General features: G+C 66.5%; 15 protein-coding genes. 10 read left to right on the top strand and 5 right to left on the bottom strand.

All coding sequences use genetic code 11. The features are described 5' to 3' along the window. Together RMO40_RS15220 and sixA are read left to right on the top strand one after the other, a co-directional pair. On the top strand, positions 1-797 hold a 797-nt coding region (locus tag RMO40_RS15220), incomplete at its 5' end, for a polyphosphate kinase (RefSeq protein ID WP_489660170.1). Between the two features lie 10 nt (positions 798-807). Next, positions 808-1,269 carry a phosphohistidine phosphatase SixA gene (gene sixA, locus RMO40_RS15215; RefSeq protein ID WP_309723032.1) on the top strand — a complete coding sequence of 154 codons (462 nt, stop codon included), beginning with the start codon at positions 808-810 and terminating at the stop codon, positions 1,267-1,269. Between the two features lie 15 nt (positions 1,270-1,284). Here sixA and ppx read toward each other — a convergent pair whose 3' ends face one another. Further along, positions 1,285-2,802: an exopolyphosphatase gene (gene ppx / locus RMO40_RS15210; protein WP_309723029.1), complete on the bottom strand. Its 1,518-nt coding sequence runs from the start codon at positions 2,800-2,802 to the stop codon at positions 1,285-1,287. 120 nt (positions 2,803-2,922) lie between these two features. On the opposite strand from ppx, the gene RMO40_RS15205 reads away from it, so the two are divergent. After that, on the top strand, positions 2,923-3,795 hold the full coding sequence (locus RMO40_RS15205; RefSeq protein ID WP_309723027.1) for a dienelactone hydrolase family protein: 873 nt from the start codon (positions 2,923-2,925) through the stop codon (positions 3,793-3,795). Between the two features lie 80 nt (positions 3,796-3,875). Then, positions 3,876-4,652, top strand: a complete 777-nt coding sequence (locus RMO40_RS15200) for a ZIP family metal transporter (RefSeq protein ID WP_309723022.1) — start codon at positions 3,876-3,878, stop codon at positions 4,650-4,652. Between the two features lie 140 nt (positions 4,653-4,792). On the opposite strand, the gene RMO40_RS15195 is transcribed toward RMO40_RS15200, so the two are convergent. From RMO40_RS15195 to RMO40_RS15180, 4 genes are all read right to left on the bottom strand, one after another. Further along, positions 4,793-5,227 (bottom strand): universal stress protein, encoded by a 435-nt coding sequence (locus RMO40_RS15195; RefSeq protein ID WP_309723017.1) that lies wholly within the window; start codon positions 5,225-5,227, stop codon positions 4,793-4,795. A 99-nt stretch (positions 5,228-5,326) separates the two neighbouring features. Continuing rightward, positions 5,327-6,148, bottom strand: a complete 822-nt coding sequence (locus RMO40_RS15190) for a rhodanese-like domain-containing protein (protein WP_309723014.1) — start codon at positions 6,146-6,148, stop codon at positions 5,327-5,329. Between the two features lie 4 nt (positions 6,149-6,152). Beyond that, complete coding sequence (locus RMO40_RS15185) at positions 6,153-7,040, bottom strand: EamA family transporter (RefSeq protein ID WP_309723012.1); 888 nt, start codon at positions 7,038-7,040, stop codon at positions 6,153-6,155. Positions 7,041-7,134: 94 nt separating this feature from the next. After that, positions 7,135-8,259 carry an SRPBCC family protein gene (locus RMO40_RS15180; RefSeq protein WP_309723009.1) on the bottom strand — a complete coding sequence of 375 codons (1,125 nt, stop codon included), beginning with the start codon at positions 8,257-8,259 and terminating at the stop codon, positions 7,135-7,137. Between the two features lie 246 nt (positions 8,260-8,505). Here RMO40_RS15180 and RMO40_RS15175 point away from each other — a divergent pair, with 246 nt between their 5' ends. The 6 genes from RMO40_RS15175 to RMO40_RS15150 all read left to right on the top strand — a co-directional run. Next, the gene (locus tag RMO40_RS15175) at positions 8,506-8,748 is read left to right on the top strand and encodes an exodeoxyribonuclease VII small subunit (protein WP_309723006.1); all 243 of its coding nucleotides are present in this window, start codon (positions 8,506-8,508) and stop codon (positions 8,746-8,748) included. Continuing rightward, positions 8,745-9,635, top strand: coding sequence for a farnesyl diphosphate synthase (locus tag RMO40_RS15170; protein WP_309723003.1), 891 nt, complete (start codon positions 8,745-8,747; stop codon positions 9,633-9,635). The genes RMO40_RS15175 and RMO40_RS15170 overlap by 4 nt, the downstream gene beginning before the upstream one ends. A 1-nt stretch (position 9,636) precedes the next feature. Beyond that, a complete protein-coding gene (gene dxs / locus RMO40_RS15165) occupies positions 9,637-11,520 on the top strand; it encodes a 1-deoxy-D-xylulose-5-phosphate synthase (protein WP_309723000.1) in 1,884 nt (627 codons plus the stop codon). A 67-nt stretch (positions 11,521-11,587) separates the two neighbouring features. After that, on the top strand, positions 11,588-12,403 hold the full coding sequence (gene folE2 / locus RMO40_RS15160) for a GTP cyclohydrolase FolE2 (RefSeq protein ID WP_309722996.1): 816 nt from the start codon (positions 11,588-11,590) through the stop codon (positions 12,401-12,403). Positions 12,404-12,563: 160 nt separating this feature from the next. After that, complete coding sequence (locus tag RMO40_RS15155; protein WP_309722993.1) at positions 12,564-13,820, top strand: lipoprotein-releasing ABC transporter permease subunit; 1,257 nt, start codon at positions 12,564-12,566, stop codon at positions 13,818-13,820. Next, a partial coding sequence (locus RMO40_RS15150; RefSeq protein WP_309722990.1) for an ATP-binding cassette domain-containing protein occupies positions 13,813-14,009 on the top strand: 197 nt, incomplete at its 3' end. The genes RMO40_RS15155 and RMO40_RS15150, both read left to right, overlap by 8 nt.

The following is a 14,009-nucleotide window of genomic DNA, read 5'->3' as shown; positions in this document are numbered from 1 at the left end:
CCGTGGGCGCGCAGGTGGTGTACGGCATCGTGGGCCTGAAGACGCATGCCAAGCTGCTGCTGGTGACGCGGCGCGAAGACGGCAGGCTCAGGCGCTACGGCCACCTTTCAACCGGCAACTACAACCCGAAGACGGCGCGGCTCTACACCGACGTGGGCTACCTCACCGCCGACTCCGACCTCACCTCGGACGCCGATGCCGTGTTCCAGCAGCTTGCGAGCCTGGGCAAGACACGCGCGTTGCGCCAGCTGCTGCAGGCACCGTTCACGCTGCACAAGCAGATGCTCAAGCACGTGGAGCTGGTGACGGAAGCGGCGCGCGCTGGCAAACCGGCGCGGATTGTGGCCAAGGTGAATGCACTGACCGACGTCCCGCTGATCGACGCGCTCATCACCGCGGGCCAGGCCGGCGCCGACATCGACCTCATCGTGCGTGGCGCCTGCATGCTGCCGCCGGGCATCGCCGGGCTCACTGACCGCATCCGTGTGCGCTCGGTGGTGGGCCGGCTGCTCGAACATTCACGCGTGCTGTACTTCCGCTGGGGTTCGAGCGAAGACGACGAAGCGCTGTTCATGTCGAGCGCCGACTGGATGAGCCGCAACATGTTTCGCCGCATCGAGGTGGCCTGGCCAGTGCGGGATGCGAAGCTGCGTCAACGTGTGATCGACGAATGCCTGGTGCCTTATCTGCACGACAAACAAGACGCCTGGGATCTGCGGGCCGACGGCAGCTATGTGCGCGTGGCCGCCGAGGGCCCGAGTGCCCAGCAGGCGCTGATGCGGCGCTACCTCGCATGAGAGCCGCCTGATGGACCTGATCCTCTTGCGCCATGCCGAAGCCCACTTGCTGCGCGAGGGCCAGACCGATCTCGAACGTGCGCTCACGCCCAAGGGCGAGCGCCAAGCGCAGCGCATGGCCGAGTGGCTGAACCATCGTCTGGCGCATTCCACACGCATCTTGGTCAGCCCGGCCTTGCGCACGCAACAAACTGCCAAGGCGCTCGACCGGCATTTCAAGACCGTGCAGTTGCTGGCTCCCGAAGCCTCGGTGACGGCGCTGCTCAGCGTGACACGCTGGCCCGAGGCCAACGAGCCGGTGCTGGTGATCGGGCATCAGCCCACGCTGGGCCAGGTGGCGGCCTTGCTGCTGGGCCAGACGGCCCAGGACTGGGTGATCAAGAAGGGTGCTGTCTGGTGGCTGCGCAGCCGCGAGCGCGAAGAAGGCAACCAGGTGGTGTTGCAGGCGGTGCAGTCGCCCGACTGCCTGTGAGCGTTCGCCGAGGTCTCAGGCCTTGAGCTGCAGGCGCAGCACGCCGCTGCGCTCCCAGGCCGTCACCTCTTCGTTCAACAAAAACACGGTGCGCGGGTGCGCGTCGGCCCAGGCGCCGGGGAAAGACAGTTGAGCCTGCGGGCCTTGCCGGCGCAGGCGCAAGACCTGCGCATCCACATCGCTGCGCGCGTGGCATTTGATGATGGCCAGGCGCAGGCACAGCGCCTGCCACGCAAAGGTTTCTTGCGCGAGCTGCGCTTCCATCTTGCGCAGGCCGCCACGTTGCGCGAGCACGAGGTCGGCCAGGCGGCGCTGCTGCGATTGGGAGAAGCCGGCGGCATCCACGTGGCCCAGCAGGTAGGCGCTGTGGCGGTGGTGGTCATGGTGCGACACCATCATGCCGATCTCGTGCAGGGCGGCGGCCCAGCCCAGCTCGCGCACCAGCACGGCGTCGGCCTGGGGCGCCACGCTGGCGTACAAGGTCTCGGCCACCGAGGCCACACGCCGCGCATGCGTCACGTCGGCCTCGAAGCGGCGTTGCAGCTCGGCCACCGACGCGTCGCGCACGTCGTGGGCGTGTGCGCCGTCATGCGCCTCGGCGTTGAGGCGTTCGTCGAGGTCGAAGATCACGCCCTGGCGCAGCGCGCCGCGCGCGGGCTGCAGCGCTTCGATGCCGAAGTGCGTGGCCAGCGTGTAGAGAATGGACAGCCCGCCTCCGATCACAGCTCGGCGGTCGTCTTTCAGCCCGGGCAGTTTGAGGCGGTCGACCTGACCGGCGCGCAGGCATTGGTCCATGCACCAGCGCAGGCCCTCGGGGGTGATCACACCATCGCTGATGTGGTTGGCTGCGAGCAGCTGCGACACCGCGCCGGCCGTGCCCGAGGAGCCGAGCGCCTCGCGCCAGTGGTGAGCCGCAAAAGGGGCGAGCGCTTCTTCGAGCTCGGCACCGGCGGCCACCTGGGCGGCGCGGAAGGCACTTTCGGTGAATCGGCCGTCGCCGAAATAGCGCATCGACAGGCTCACGCTGCCGACCTGGAACGATTCGGCACGCAGCGGCGTGCGGCCCTGGCCGAGGATCATCTCGGTGGAGCGACCGCCGATGTCGACCACCAGCCGCATCTCGTCTGACGGCTGCAAACGCGCCACCCCGGCAAAGATGAGGCGCGCTTCTTCTCGGCCCGAAATCACCTCGATGGGGTAGCCGAGCGCGGTTTGCGCACGTGCGAGAAAGGCGTTGCGGTTTTGCGCTTCGCGCAGTGTCTGGGTGGCGACCGCGCGCACCTGCGTCGGCGCGTAGCCTTCGAGTCGCTGCGCAAAGCGGCGCAGGCAGGCCAGGCCGCGCTGCATGGCGTCTTCGGTCAGCAGGCCCTGGCCGTCGAGGCCGGCGCCCAGGCGCACGGTTTCTTTCAAATAATCGATGCGCTTGTAGCGGCCGGGGCTCAGCTGGCCGATCTCGAGCCGGAAGCTGTTGGAGCCCATGTCGATGGCGGCCAGGTGGTCGGGCCAGCGCAGGGTGTCGGGGGAGAAAGGCATTGCACTGATTGTCCGGGCTTTTTATGACCCGCCCTTGATGCGCGTGGGGTCTGTGCAAGAAAACCGGGGCCTTCCTAGAATCCCGACGCCTTCAACCCCACCCCTTTAGGAGACGCCGACATGCTTCGCAATGACGTGGACAGCCTGACCCCCAGCCGCGACTTCAGTCGCCGTGCGTTTGTGCAGACCGCTGTGGGCAGCGGCTTTGCCGCCGCCGTGCTGCCGGTCAGCGCCCAGACCATCAAGACCGACACTGCCGGTCTCACCGCGGGGGAAGTCACCATTTCGGTCGGCGACTTCAAGATGCCGGCCTACCGCGCCGCTCCTGCAGGCAAGACCGGCTTGCCGGTGGTGCTGGTCATCTCCGAGATCTTCGGTGTGCACGAACACATTGCCGATGTGGCACGGCGTTTTGCCAAGCTGGGCTACCTGGCGATTGCGCCGGAGCTCTTCATCCGCCAGGGCGACGCCAAGTCGTACACCGAGATCGCCAAGCTGATGAGCGACGTGATCGGCAAGGTGCCCGACGAGCAGGTGATGCGCGACCTCGACGCCACCGTGGCCTGGGCCAAGGGCAATGACGGCGACACCACCAAGCTCGGCATCACCGGCTTTTGCTGGGGCGGGCGCATCACCTGGCTCTACACCGCCCACAACCCTGGCGTGAAGGCCGGTGTGGCCTGGTACGGCCGGCTGGTGGGCAACAGCACGCCGCTCACACCCGCGCACCCGGTGGAACTGACGGCCAAGCTCAATGGCCCGGTGCTGGGCCTCTATGGCGGCGCCGACAGCGGCATCCCTGTGGACACCGTCGACAAGATGAAAACCGCCTTGAGCAGCGGCAGTGCAGCGGCCAAGAAATCGGAGTTCGTGGTCTACCCCGACACGCCGCACGCTTTCCATGCCGACTATCGGCCCAGCTACCGCAAGGAAGCGGCCGATGACGGCTGGAAGCGCGCAACCGCCTGGTTCAAGGCCAACGGCGTGGCCTGACGCGCTAAGCTTCGGCCCTTGTCGGCCTTTGTGGAAAAGAAGCCGCGCGCATTGCGCGGCTTTTTTGTGCCTCTGCTCCCATGACCCTTCTGTACATCATCGTGGCCACCTTTGCCGGCGGCTTGTTGTCGGTGCTGATCGCCGCCAGCCTCACCGTCAAGGTGCTCGGCCGGGTGGTGCAGCACCTGGTGAGCCTGTCGGCCGGCGTGCTGCTGGCCACCGCCTTGCTCAACGTGCTGCCCGAGGCCTTCGAGAGCAAGGCCAGCCCGCAGGCGCTGTTCGCCACGCTGCTGGCGGGGCTGATCTTTTTCTTTTTGCTGGAAAAGGCCGAGCTGTACCGCCACAGCCACCACCACCAGGGTGACGGCCACCACCATCACCATCACTTCGACCAGCAGCAAGCCGGCCGAGGCGGCTGGAGCGTGCTGATGGGCGACAGCATCCACAACTTCTGCGACGGCGTGATCATCGCGGCCGCGTTCTTGACCGACTTCCACCTCGGATTGGTGACCTCGCTGGCCATCATCGCGCACGAGATTCCGCAGGAGGTGGGCGACTACATCGTGCTGCTCAACGCCGGCTTTTCGCGCCGCAAGGCGCTGTTCTACAACGCGATGTCAGGCCTCGCCGCAGTGGCAGGCGGGGTGCTGGGCTACTTCATCGTGGGGCCGTGGGTGGAGCTGTTTCCCTACCTGCTGGTGGTGGCGGCCAGCAGCTTCATCTATGTGGCGGTGGCTGACCTCATCCCGCAGCTGCAGCACCGCCTCTCGATAAAAGACACGCTGGCCCAGCTCGCGTGGCTGGCGGTGGGCATGCTGATCATCGTGGGTGTGGTGCAAGTGGTGCATGGGCACTGAAACCTGCTGGCGGCAATACTGTTTGTTTGACACCGTTCGCCCTGAGCCTGTCGAAGGGTGCGCACAGCACAGCGCTGGCTTCGACAGGCTCAGCCCGAACGGAATCGGAAACGAGCCCGTTCAAGCCAGCAGCGTCATGGCTAGCGAACCACCAACACCGGCACCTTGGTGTGTGTCAGCACCTTCTGAGTCTCGCTGCCGAGCAGCAACGCAGTGACACCGCGCCGGCCGTGTGAGGCCATGACGATCAGGTCGCACTCGTGGCGCCGGGCGTGTTCGATCACCGCCTCCCAGGGGTGCAGCGCTTCCACCGTGTGGGCTTCGCATTGCAGGCCCATGCGCTCGGCGGTTTCGCGCACCTCTTTCACGCGGGCGGAAGCGATGCGCTCTTGCGCATCGAAAAACTCCTGCGGCGGCGTGGGCTGCATCTCGGAGATCGCGCTGTAGGGGAAGGGCTCCTTCACGCTCAGCGTGTAGAGCTTGGCGTTGACCGATTTGGCCAGGCTGATGGCAGTGTCGACGGCCTTTTTGGTGATGTCTGAACCGTCTGTGGGAACCAGGATGCGGTTGAACATGGTCATCTCCTGAGTCGAACAAGAGCGTTCAGCGCGAACTTAAGCCCACCGAGGGGCGCGGTCAACCGCCGCGGCGGCTGGCGTGATGCAGGTCAATTCCTACGCGCGAGCCATGGGGCGGCTCGGGTCACTCGACCACTCGCTCCACGAGCCGGGGTAGATGGCGCCCGCGTCCAGCCCCGCCACCTCCATGGCCAGCAGGTTGTGGCAGGCCGTCACGCCCGAGCCGCACTGGTGCACCACGGGGCGGCCGTCGAGCAACGGGGTGAACTCGGCGCGCAGTTGTTCGGCTGGCTTGAAGCGGCCATCGGCCTGCAGGTTGTCTTTGAAAAAGCGGTTGAGCGCGCCGGGAATGTGGCCGGCCACGGCGTCGAGCGGCTCCACCTCGCCACGGTAGCGCTCGGGCGCGCGGGCGTCGATCAGCCGCACCTCGGCCAGGCGGGCCTGGAGCTGATCGGCATCGAGTGTGGGCAGGGCCGGCGCGCGCGCCGGGTAGTCGGCCAGCGGGGCGGCCGAGGGCAACTCGCTGCTGAGCGTGCCGCCGGCTTGCTGCCAGGCCGCTACTCCGCCGTCGAGCAAGGCTACGTCGGCTTGGCCCATCCAGCGCAACACCCACCAGGCGCGCGCGGCATACATGCCGCCCTGGCGGTCATACGTGACCACCGGCGTGCCGGGGGTGATGCCCACCGCGCCCATCCATCGGGCGTATTCGCTGCGCGCGCGCAGCGGGTGGCGGCCGTTTTGGCCGTTCTTGGCGCCGGAGAGGTCTCGGTCGAGGTGTGCATACACCGCGCCGGGCAGGTGCGCTTCGCGGTAGCTGCGTTCGCCAGCGCCGGGGTCGGCCAAGTCGAAGCTGCAGTCGAGCAGCACCGGTTGCGGGTGGCGGGCCAACAGGTCGCTGGCGCTGATCAAGGGGTGCATGGTGTCAACTTTCGGTGGGGGGGCTGCTGTCGACGAAGGCCGTCTTGCTGCGCAACAGGGTGGCGGCCAGGCCGGAGCAGATGATGAACACCATGCCCAGCAGCGCCATCCAGGTGATCTTGTCATTGAACAGCAGCACGCCGTAGACGAACGAAAACGCAATGCCCAGGTATTGCAGGCTGGCGTTGACCAGCATCTTGCCGGTGCTGTAGGCGCGCGTCATCATCATTTGCGCCGCGGTGGCGAGCACGCCCACGGCCAGCAAGAGTGCGGCGCCGCGCCAGGTGTGGCCCTGAAAGCCCGTCCAGACCATGCTGAGCGCGCCGAGCAGCATGCCGCCCAGCGAAAAGTAGAAGACGATGCGGTAGACCGGCTCGCCCGCACGGCCGAGTGCGGTGACCTGCAGGTAGGCGGTGGCGGCAATCATTCCCGAGAGCAGGCCGATCAGGCCGTGCCAGAGCTGGTTTTCTTCAATGGTCGGCCGCAGGATCAAGCCCACACCGACGAAGCCGAGCAGCACGGTGGCGATCAGCCGGCCATCGACACGCGAGGTGCCCAGCATCACCGCGCCGCCGATCAGAAACAGCGCCATCCAGACCGACGACATGTAGTTCAGCGTCATCGCGGTGGCCAGCGGCAGGTTACCGATGGCGTAGAACCACAGGCCCAGCGCCAGCACGCCGCTCAGGCTGCGCCAGAAGTGCATCGAAGGAACGGGAGTGCGCAGCGTGCCACCCTGGCGCCAGCAGACGACGGCCAGCGTGAGCGCCCCCACCATGCCGCGGTAGAACACGATCTCGCCGGTTTCATACAGGTCAGAGGCGAGCTTCACGCACACGCTCATGGTGGCGAACAGGAATGACGCCAGGATCATGAGGACGGGAGCGCTCATGAGCAGTACGCGGGCCGAGCGCCGGGCCGCTCCCAAGCCGGCCCGCATCCCCTCGGGGGATCGGCCGGCGTACTCGGCGGGCGAGGGGTGGTCATCAGCCTCTGAAGTTCATCGTGCGCCGATACCACGCATGGAACTCTTCCATGCCATCTTCCATCGGCGACTGGTACGGCCCGGCCTCGTTGTCGCCACGCTCGTACAAGGCCTTGCGGCCGGCGTCCATGCGCAGCGCGATCTCGTCGTCTTCGATGCAGGTCTCCAGGTAGGCGGCCTGCTGGGCATCAACGAACTCGCGCTCGAAAGCGGTGATCTCTTCGGGGTAGAAAAACTCCACCACGTTGAGCGTCTTCTGCGGTCCCTTGGGGTAGAGCGTGGACACCACCAGCACGTGCGGGTACCACTCGACCATGATGTGCGGGTAGTAGGTGAGCCAGATCGCCCCCTGCTTCGGCGGCACGCCGTCGCGGAACTTGAGCACCGCCTCGTGCCACTGGAGGTAGACGTCGGAGCCGGCCTTGGCCAGCGCCTTGTTGGCGCCCACCGTCTGCACCGAGTGGTGGCGGCCGAACTCCCAGGCCAGGTCGTCACAGGTGACGAACTGGCTCAGGCCTGGGTGGAACGGGCCGACGTGGTAGTCCTCCAGGTAGACCTCGATGAAGGTCTTCCAGTTGTAGTCGCACTCATGCAGGTGCACCTTGTCGAGCACGTAGCCGCTGAAATCGAGATCGGCTCGCGGGCCGATGGCCGACAGCTCGGCGGCCACATCGCGGCCGTTGTCTTCGAAGATCAGGCCGTTCCAGCGGCGCGTCTTGTAGCGGTTGAGATGCAGGCAGGGGTCTTTGTCGAAGTGCGGCGCGCCGATCAGCTGGCCCTTCAGGTCATACGTCCAGCGGTGCAGCGGGCATACGATGTTCGAGCCCGTGTTGCCGCGCCCGCGCAGCATCACCGCCTGCCGGTGGCGACAGACGTTGGAGACGAGCTCGATTCCACTGGCCGTGCGCACCAGGGCACGGCCTTCGCCCTCCTGCGGCAGCGCGTAGTGGTCGCCGATCTCGGGCACCGCCAGTTCGTGCCCCAGATAGCGGGGCCCGTGCTGGAAGATGAGCTCCATCTCGCGGCGATGCAGATCGCTGTCGAAATAGGCTGAAACCGGGAGTTGAGGGTGGGGGTGCTTGAAAGCAGGCCCAAGAGCGGGGAGAGCGAGGCTCAGGTCAGACATGATCCCGAGGGTTCCTTGACAACCGATGTGAACGTGCCACCCGAATGAAGCTCGCGGGTGGGATGTTTTCGCTGCGCACGGCGCGGACGGGGGGAACCCCCGTCAGTCAGCGAGGGCGGGATTGTAACCACCGGGGCATTGCCCGTCGCTTTGGTGTGCTCACTGTGGCATCTGGCCCGATCTGGTGCGTGCCGCCAGCCCCGGGCGAGTGCCGGCTGACTACAATCTTGGCTTTGCCCGCGCACGATGGCCAAAACATCCCTCGCCCCGCCTTCCAGCCTGCAGCCCGCCAATTACGAACAGGCCCTCTCCGAGCTGGAAACCCTGGTGGCCGCCATGGAAGGTGGGCAGCTCCCCCTCGACGGCCTGCTGCAGAGCTACCGCCGGGGCGCCGACCTGCTGAACTACTGCCGCGAGCGCCTGGCCGCGGTGGAGTCGCAGGTCAAGGTGCTCGAAGAGGGCCAATTGAAGCCTTGGAAAACCGAATGACCCTGGTTGTCGATTTCGATTCCTGGTCACGCCACCAGCTCGACACCGTCGAGTCGGCGCTGTCGGCCTGGGTGCCCGGTGTGGCGCCAGCCGGGCTGGGCCTGGCCATGCGCTATGGCGTGCTCGACGGCGGCAAGCGCTTGCGCCCGCTGCTGGTGCTGGCGGCCGCTGAAGCGGTCAACGGCCCCTGCGAAGCGGCGCTGCGTGCGGCCTGCGCCGTGGAGCTGATCCACGCCTACTCGCTGGTGCACGACGACATGCCCTGCATGGACAACGACGTGCTGCGCCGAGGCAAGCCCACGGTGCACGTGCAGTTCGGCGAAGCCCAGGCCATGCTGGCCGGCGACGCCATGCAGGCACTGGCCTTCGAAGTGCTGACACCCGACGAGGGTGTGCCGCCTGCGCTGCAGGCCAAACTCTGCTCGTTGCTGGCCCGTGCGGCCGGCCACGCCGGCATGGCCGGCGGGCAGGCGATCGACCTGGCCAGCATCGGCATGACGCTCGACGAACAATCGCTGCGCGACATGCACCACCGCAAGACGGGCGCCCTGTTGCAAGCCAGCGTGCTGATGGGCGCGGCCTGTGGCGAGTGCAGCCCGGTGGCCTGGCAGGCATTGTCCGAGTACGGCGACGCGGTGGGCCTGGCCTTCCAGGTGGTCGACGACATCCTCGACGTGACGCAGGCCTCCGAGACGCTCGGCAAGACCGCCGGCAAAGACATCCACAACAACAAACCCACCTACGTGACGGTGCTGGGGCTGGACGCCGCCCGGCGCCACGCCCGGGAGCTGCGCGAAAAAGCGCAAACAGCGCTGGCCCGCAGCGGCCTGGTCGACGTGACCTGGCTCGCACAGTTGGCCGACAGAGTGGTCGAGAGGGATTGCTGACATGAACCAAAAATTGCTCCACACCATCCAGACCCCCGCTGACTTGCGCGGGCTTTCTCGCCCCGAGCTCAAACAACTGGCGGTCGAGTTGCGCGATTACGTGCTGCACAGCGTGTCGCAGACCGGCGGGCACTTGTCGTCCAACCTGGGCACGGTCGAGCTCACGATCGCGTTGCACCACGTGTTCAACACACCGCACGACCGCATCGTGTGGGACGTGGGCCACCAGACCTACCCGCACAAGATCCTCACCGGCCGGCGCGAGCGCATGGCCACGCTGCGCCAGCTGGGTGGCTTGTCGGGCTTCCCGCGCCGCCCCGAGAGCGAGTACGACACTTTCGGCACGGCCCATTCCTCGACCTCGATCTCGGCCGCGCTCGGCATGGCCATCGCCGCCAAGATCAAGGGCGAAGACCGCCGCTCGGTGGCCGTGATCGGCGACGGCGCCATGACGGCCGGCATGGCCTTCGAGGCGCTCAACAACGGCGGCGTGTCGGGCACCAACATGCTGGTGGTGCTGAACGACAACGACATGTCGATCTCGCCGCCGGTGGGTGCCCTCAACCGCTACCTGGCGCGCCTGATGAGCGGCAAGTTCTACGCCGCCGCACGCGACACGGCCAAGACGGTGCTGAAGAATGCACCGCCGCTGTTCGAGCTGGCGCGGCGCTTCGAAGAGCATGCCAAGGGCATGGTCGTGCCGGGCACCATCTTCGAAGAGTTCGGGTTCACCTACTTCGGCCCCATCGACGGCCACGACCTCGACTCGCTGATCCCCACGCTCGAGAACCTGCGCGACATGAAGGGCCCGCTCTTCCTGCACGTGGTCACCAAGAAAGGCATGGGCTACAAGCTGGCCGAGGCGGACCCGGTGGCCTACCACGGCCCGAGCAAGTTCAACCCGGCCGAGGGCCTGAAGAAGCCCGCCACGCCGCCCAAGACCACCTTCACCCAGGTGTTCGGCCAGTGGCTGTGCGACATGGCCGCCGCTGACGAGCGCCTGGTCGGCATCACTCCTGCCATGCGCGAAGGTTCGGGCATGGTCGAGTTCGAGCAGCGTTTCCCCAAGCGCTACTTCGACGTGGGCATTGCCGAGCAGCACGCCGTGACCTTCGCCGCGGGCCTCGCCTGCGAAGGCATGAAGCCGGTGGTGGCGATCTACTCCACCTTCTTGCAGCGCGCCTACGACCAGTTGATCCACGACGTGGCGATTCAGAACCTGCCGGTCGTGTTTGCCCTCGACCGCGCGGGCCTGGTGGGCTCCGACGGTGCCACCCATGCAGGTGCCTACGACATCGCCTTCCTGCGCTGCATCCCCAACATGAGCGTGCTCGCGCCGGCCGACGAAAACGAATGCCGTCAGCTGCTCACGACAGCCTTCAAGCAAGACCACCCGGTGGCCGTGCGCTACCCGCGCGGCGCGGGTGCCGGCGTGGCCATCGAGCCTGCGCTCGACACCTTGCCCTGGGGCAAGGGCGAACTGCGCCGCCAGGGTGAGCGCGTCGCCATCCTCGCCTTCGGCACCATGCTCCACCCGGCGCTGGCGGCCGCAGAAAACCTCAACGCCACCGTGGCCAACATGCGCTTCGTCAAGCCGCTCGATGTCGCCCTGGTGACTGAACTGGCGCGCAGCCATGATGCAATCGTGACCATTGAAGAAGGCTGCCTCATGGGCGGCGCCGGCAGTGCGGTGCAAGAGGCACTGGCCGCGGCGCGCATCGAGGTGCCGGTTCTCACTCTGGGCTTGCCCGATGAGTTCATCGAGCATGGTGACCCCGCCAAGCTTCTCAGCTTGTGTGGCCTGGATGCCGCGGGCATCGAGCAGTCGATCCTCAAGCGCTTCGGCGCGCGGCCGGCCCTCATTCGCCCGGCCGCCCACCGTTAGCGCCCAGAAGTCACAGCCCGATGCCCTTGAGCCCGCCAGGGCGTCGCTTTAGCTGTCATCCTTTGCTATGAACCAAATGTCAGACGTAAAGAGCGCGTTGAAAGACACGCTGCACATTCCCGACACGCAGAGCGAGCGCGACGAACGCCACCTCGCCATCCAGCGTGTGGGCGTGAAAGACGTGCGCTACCCGCTCACGCTGCGCACCGGCAAGACCACCCAGCCGACCATCGGCGTGTGGGACATGGCCGTGGCGCTGCCCGCCGAGCAAAAAGGCACGCACATGTCGCGCTTCCTGGCCTGGCTCGATGCGCTGGGCAGCGAGCCGCTCGACGTGGCGGCGCTGCGCACGCACTTCATCGCCATGCTGGAAAAACTGCACGCCACCGATGGGCGGGTCGAGGTGCGCTTCCCGTTTTTCATCCGCAAGCGTGCGCCGGTGTCGGGTCTGGAAAGCCTGCTCGACTACCAGGGCAGCTGGGTCGCAGAAGCCGTGAACGGCCAGACCACGGTGTGGTCGCAGGTGCTGGTGCCGGTGAAGTCGCTGTGCCCGTGCTCCAAGGAAATCTCGGACTACGGCGCGCACAACCAGCGCTCGCACGTGACCATCCGCGCCGAGCTGCTGCAAGACGTGGCCTGGTCCGAGCTGGTGCGTTTTGCCGAAGAGTCGGCCTCCTGCGAGATCTGGCCGATGCTCAAGCGGGCCGACGAAAAGTGGGTGACCGAGCGCGCCTACGAGAACCCGAAGTTCGTCGAAGACCTGGTGCGTGACGTGGCGTTGCGGCTCAATGCCGATGCGCGCATCGGGCGTTACAGCGTGGATGTGGAGAATTTCGAATCCATCCATAACCACAGCGCTTACGCGCGAATAGAGCGCAACTGAACCAGATCTCCGTACGCCGGAGCCGAGGTTCCGTTCGCCCTGAGCCTGTCGAAGGGTGCGCTGTGCACGGCGCTGGCTTCGACAAGCTCAGCCCGAACGGTGGTGCGAATCAAACTTACCAGGCTCAGCCCGAACGGCGATGCAGGTAGCATCCGCCCCCATGAACTGGCCTTACGAACTTCAGATTGGCTGGCGCTACACACGCGCCGGCCGCGCCGGGCGGCGCAACGGCTTCATCTCCTTCATCTCGGGTGTGTCGATGCTGGGCATTGCGCTCGGTGTGGCGGCGTTGATCATCGTGTTGTCGGTGATGAACGGCTTCCAGAAGGAAGTGCGGGACCGCATGCTGTCGGTCATTGCCCACATCGAGGTGATGGACGTGCAGGGCGGCGGCCTCGCCGACTGGCAAGCCACGGCAGCGCGGGCCAAACAGAACCCCCAGGTCATCGGCGCGGCGCCCTTCGTGGCCATGCAGGCGCTGATCGCACGCGGTGACGACATGCGCGGTGCCGTGGTGCGTGGCATCTCGCCGAACGAAGAAGCCAGCGTCACCGACCTGGCGGCGCAGCTCAAGGACACGACGCTGGCCAAACTCACACCTGGCACCTGGGGCATCGTGCTCGGCAGCGAGCTGGCGCGCTCATTGGGTGTGCGCAGCGGCGACAGCGTCACCATCGTGGCGCCCGGTGGCCAGTTCACGCCGGCCGGCGTGGTGCCGCGGCTCAAGCAGCTCACGGTGGTCGGTACCTTCGACTCAGGGCACTACGAATACGACAGCACGCTCGCGCTGATTCACCTGGATGACGCGGCCCGGCTGTTCCGCATGGAAGGGCCGACCGGCGTGCAGCTGCGCCTGAAAGACCTGCACCAGGCGCCGCAAGTGGCAGCCCAGCTGTCGGCCGATCTGGGCCCGCAGGTGATGGTGCGCGACTGGACACGCACCAACCGCAACTGGTTCTCGGCGGTGCAGCTGGAAAAGCGCCTGATGTTCATCATCCTCACGCTGATCGTTGCGGTGGCGGCGTTCAACCTCGTCTCCACGCTGGTGATGACCGTCACCGACAAACGTGCTGACATCGCCATCTTGCGCACGCTCGGCGCGAGCCCACGCTCCGTGATGGGCATCTTCATGGTGCAAGGCGCAGCCTCGGGGGTGATCGGCACACTGGCCGGCGTGCTGTTCGGCCTGTTGGTCGCCTTCAACGTTGGCGTGATCGTGCCCTTCATCGAGAACCTGCTCAATACCAGCTTCCTGCCGGGCAGCATCTACCTCATCAGCACCATGCCGAGCGAGCCGCAGTCGGCCGACATCGTGCCCATCACCGTGATCTCGCTGGTGCTCTCGTTCGTGGCCACGCTCTACCCGAGCTGGCGCGCCAGCCGTGTGCAGCCTGCCGAGGCGCTGCGTTATGAATGAAGCCGTGATTCAGGCGAACGGGCTGCACAAACGCTTCACCGAAGGCGGTCTCGATGTGAACGTGCTGCAAGGGGTCGACCTCACCGTGCAGCGCGGCGAGACGGTGGCGGTGGTGGGTGCCTCGGGTTCGGGCAAGAGCACGCTGCTGCATTTGCTGGGCGGGCTGGAAGCGCCGACCCAGGGCCAGGT

The sequence above is a fragment of the Rhizobacter sp. genome (genome assembly GCF_031412075.1).
GTDB lineage: Bacteria > Pseudomonadota > Gammaproteobacteria > Burkholderiales > Burkholderiaceae_C > Rhizobacter.
The sequence above is the reverse complement of the archived record's forward strand: the minus strand, read 5'-3'. Positions and strand labels throughout refer to the sequence as shown.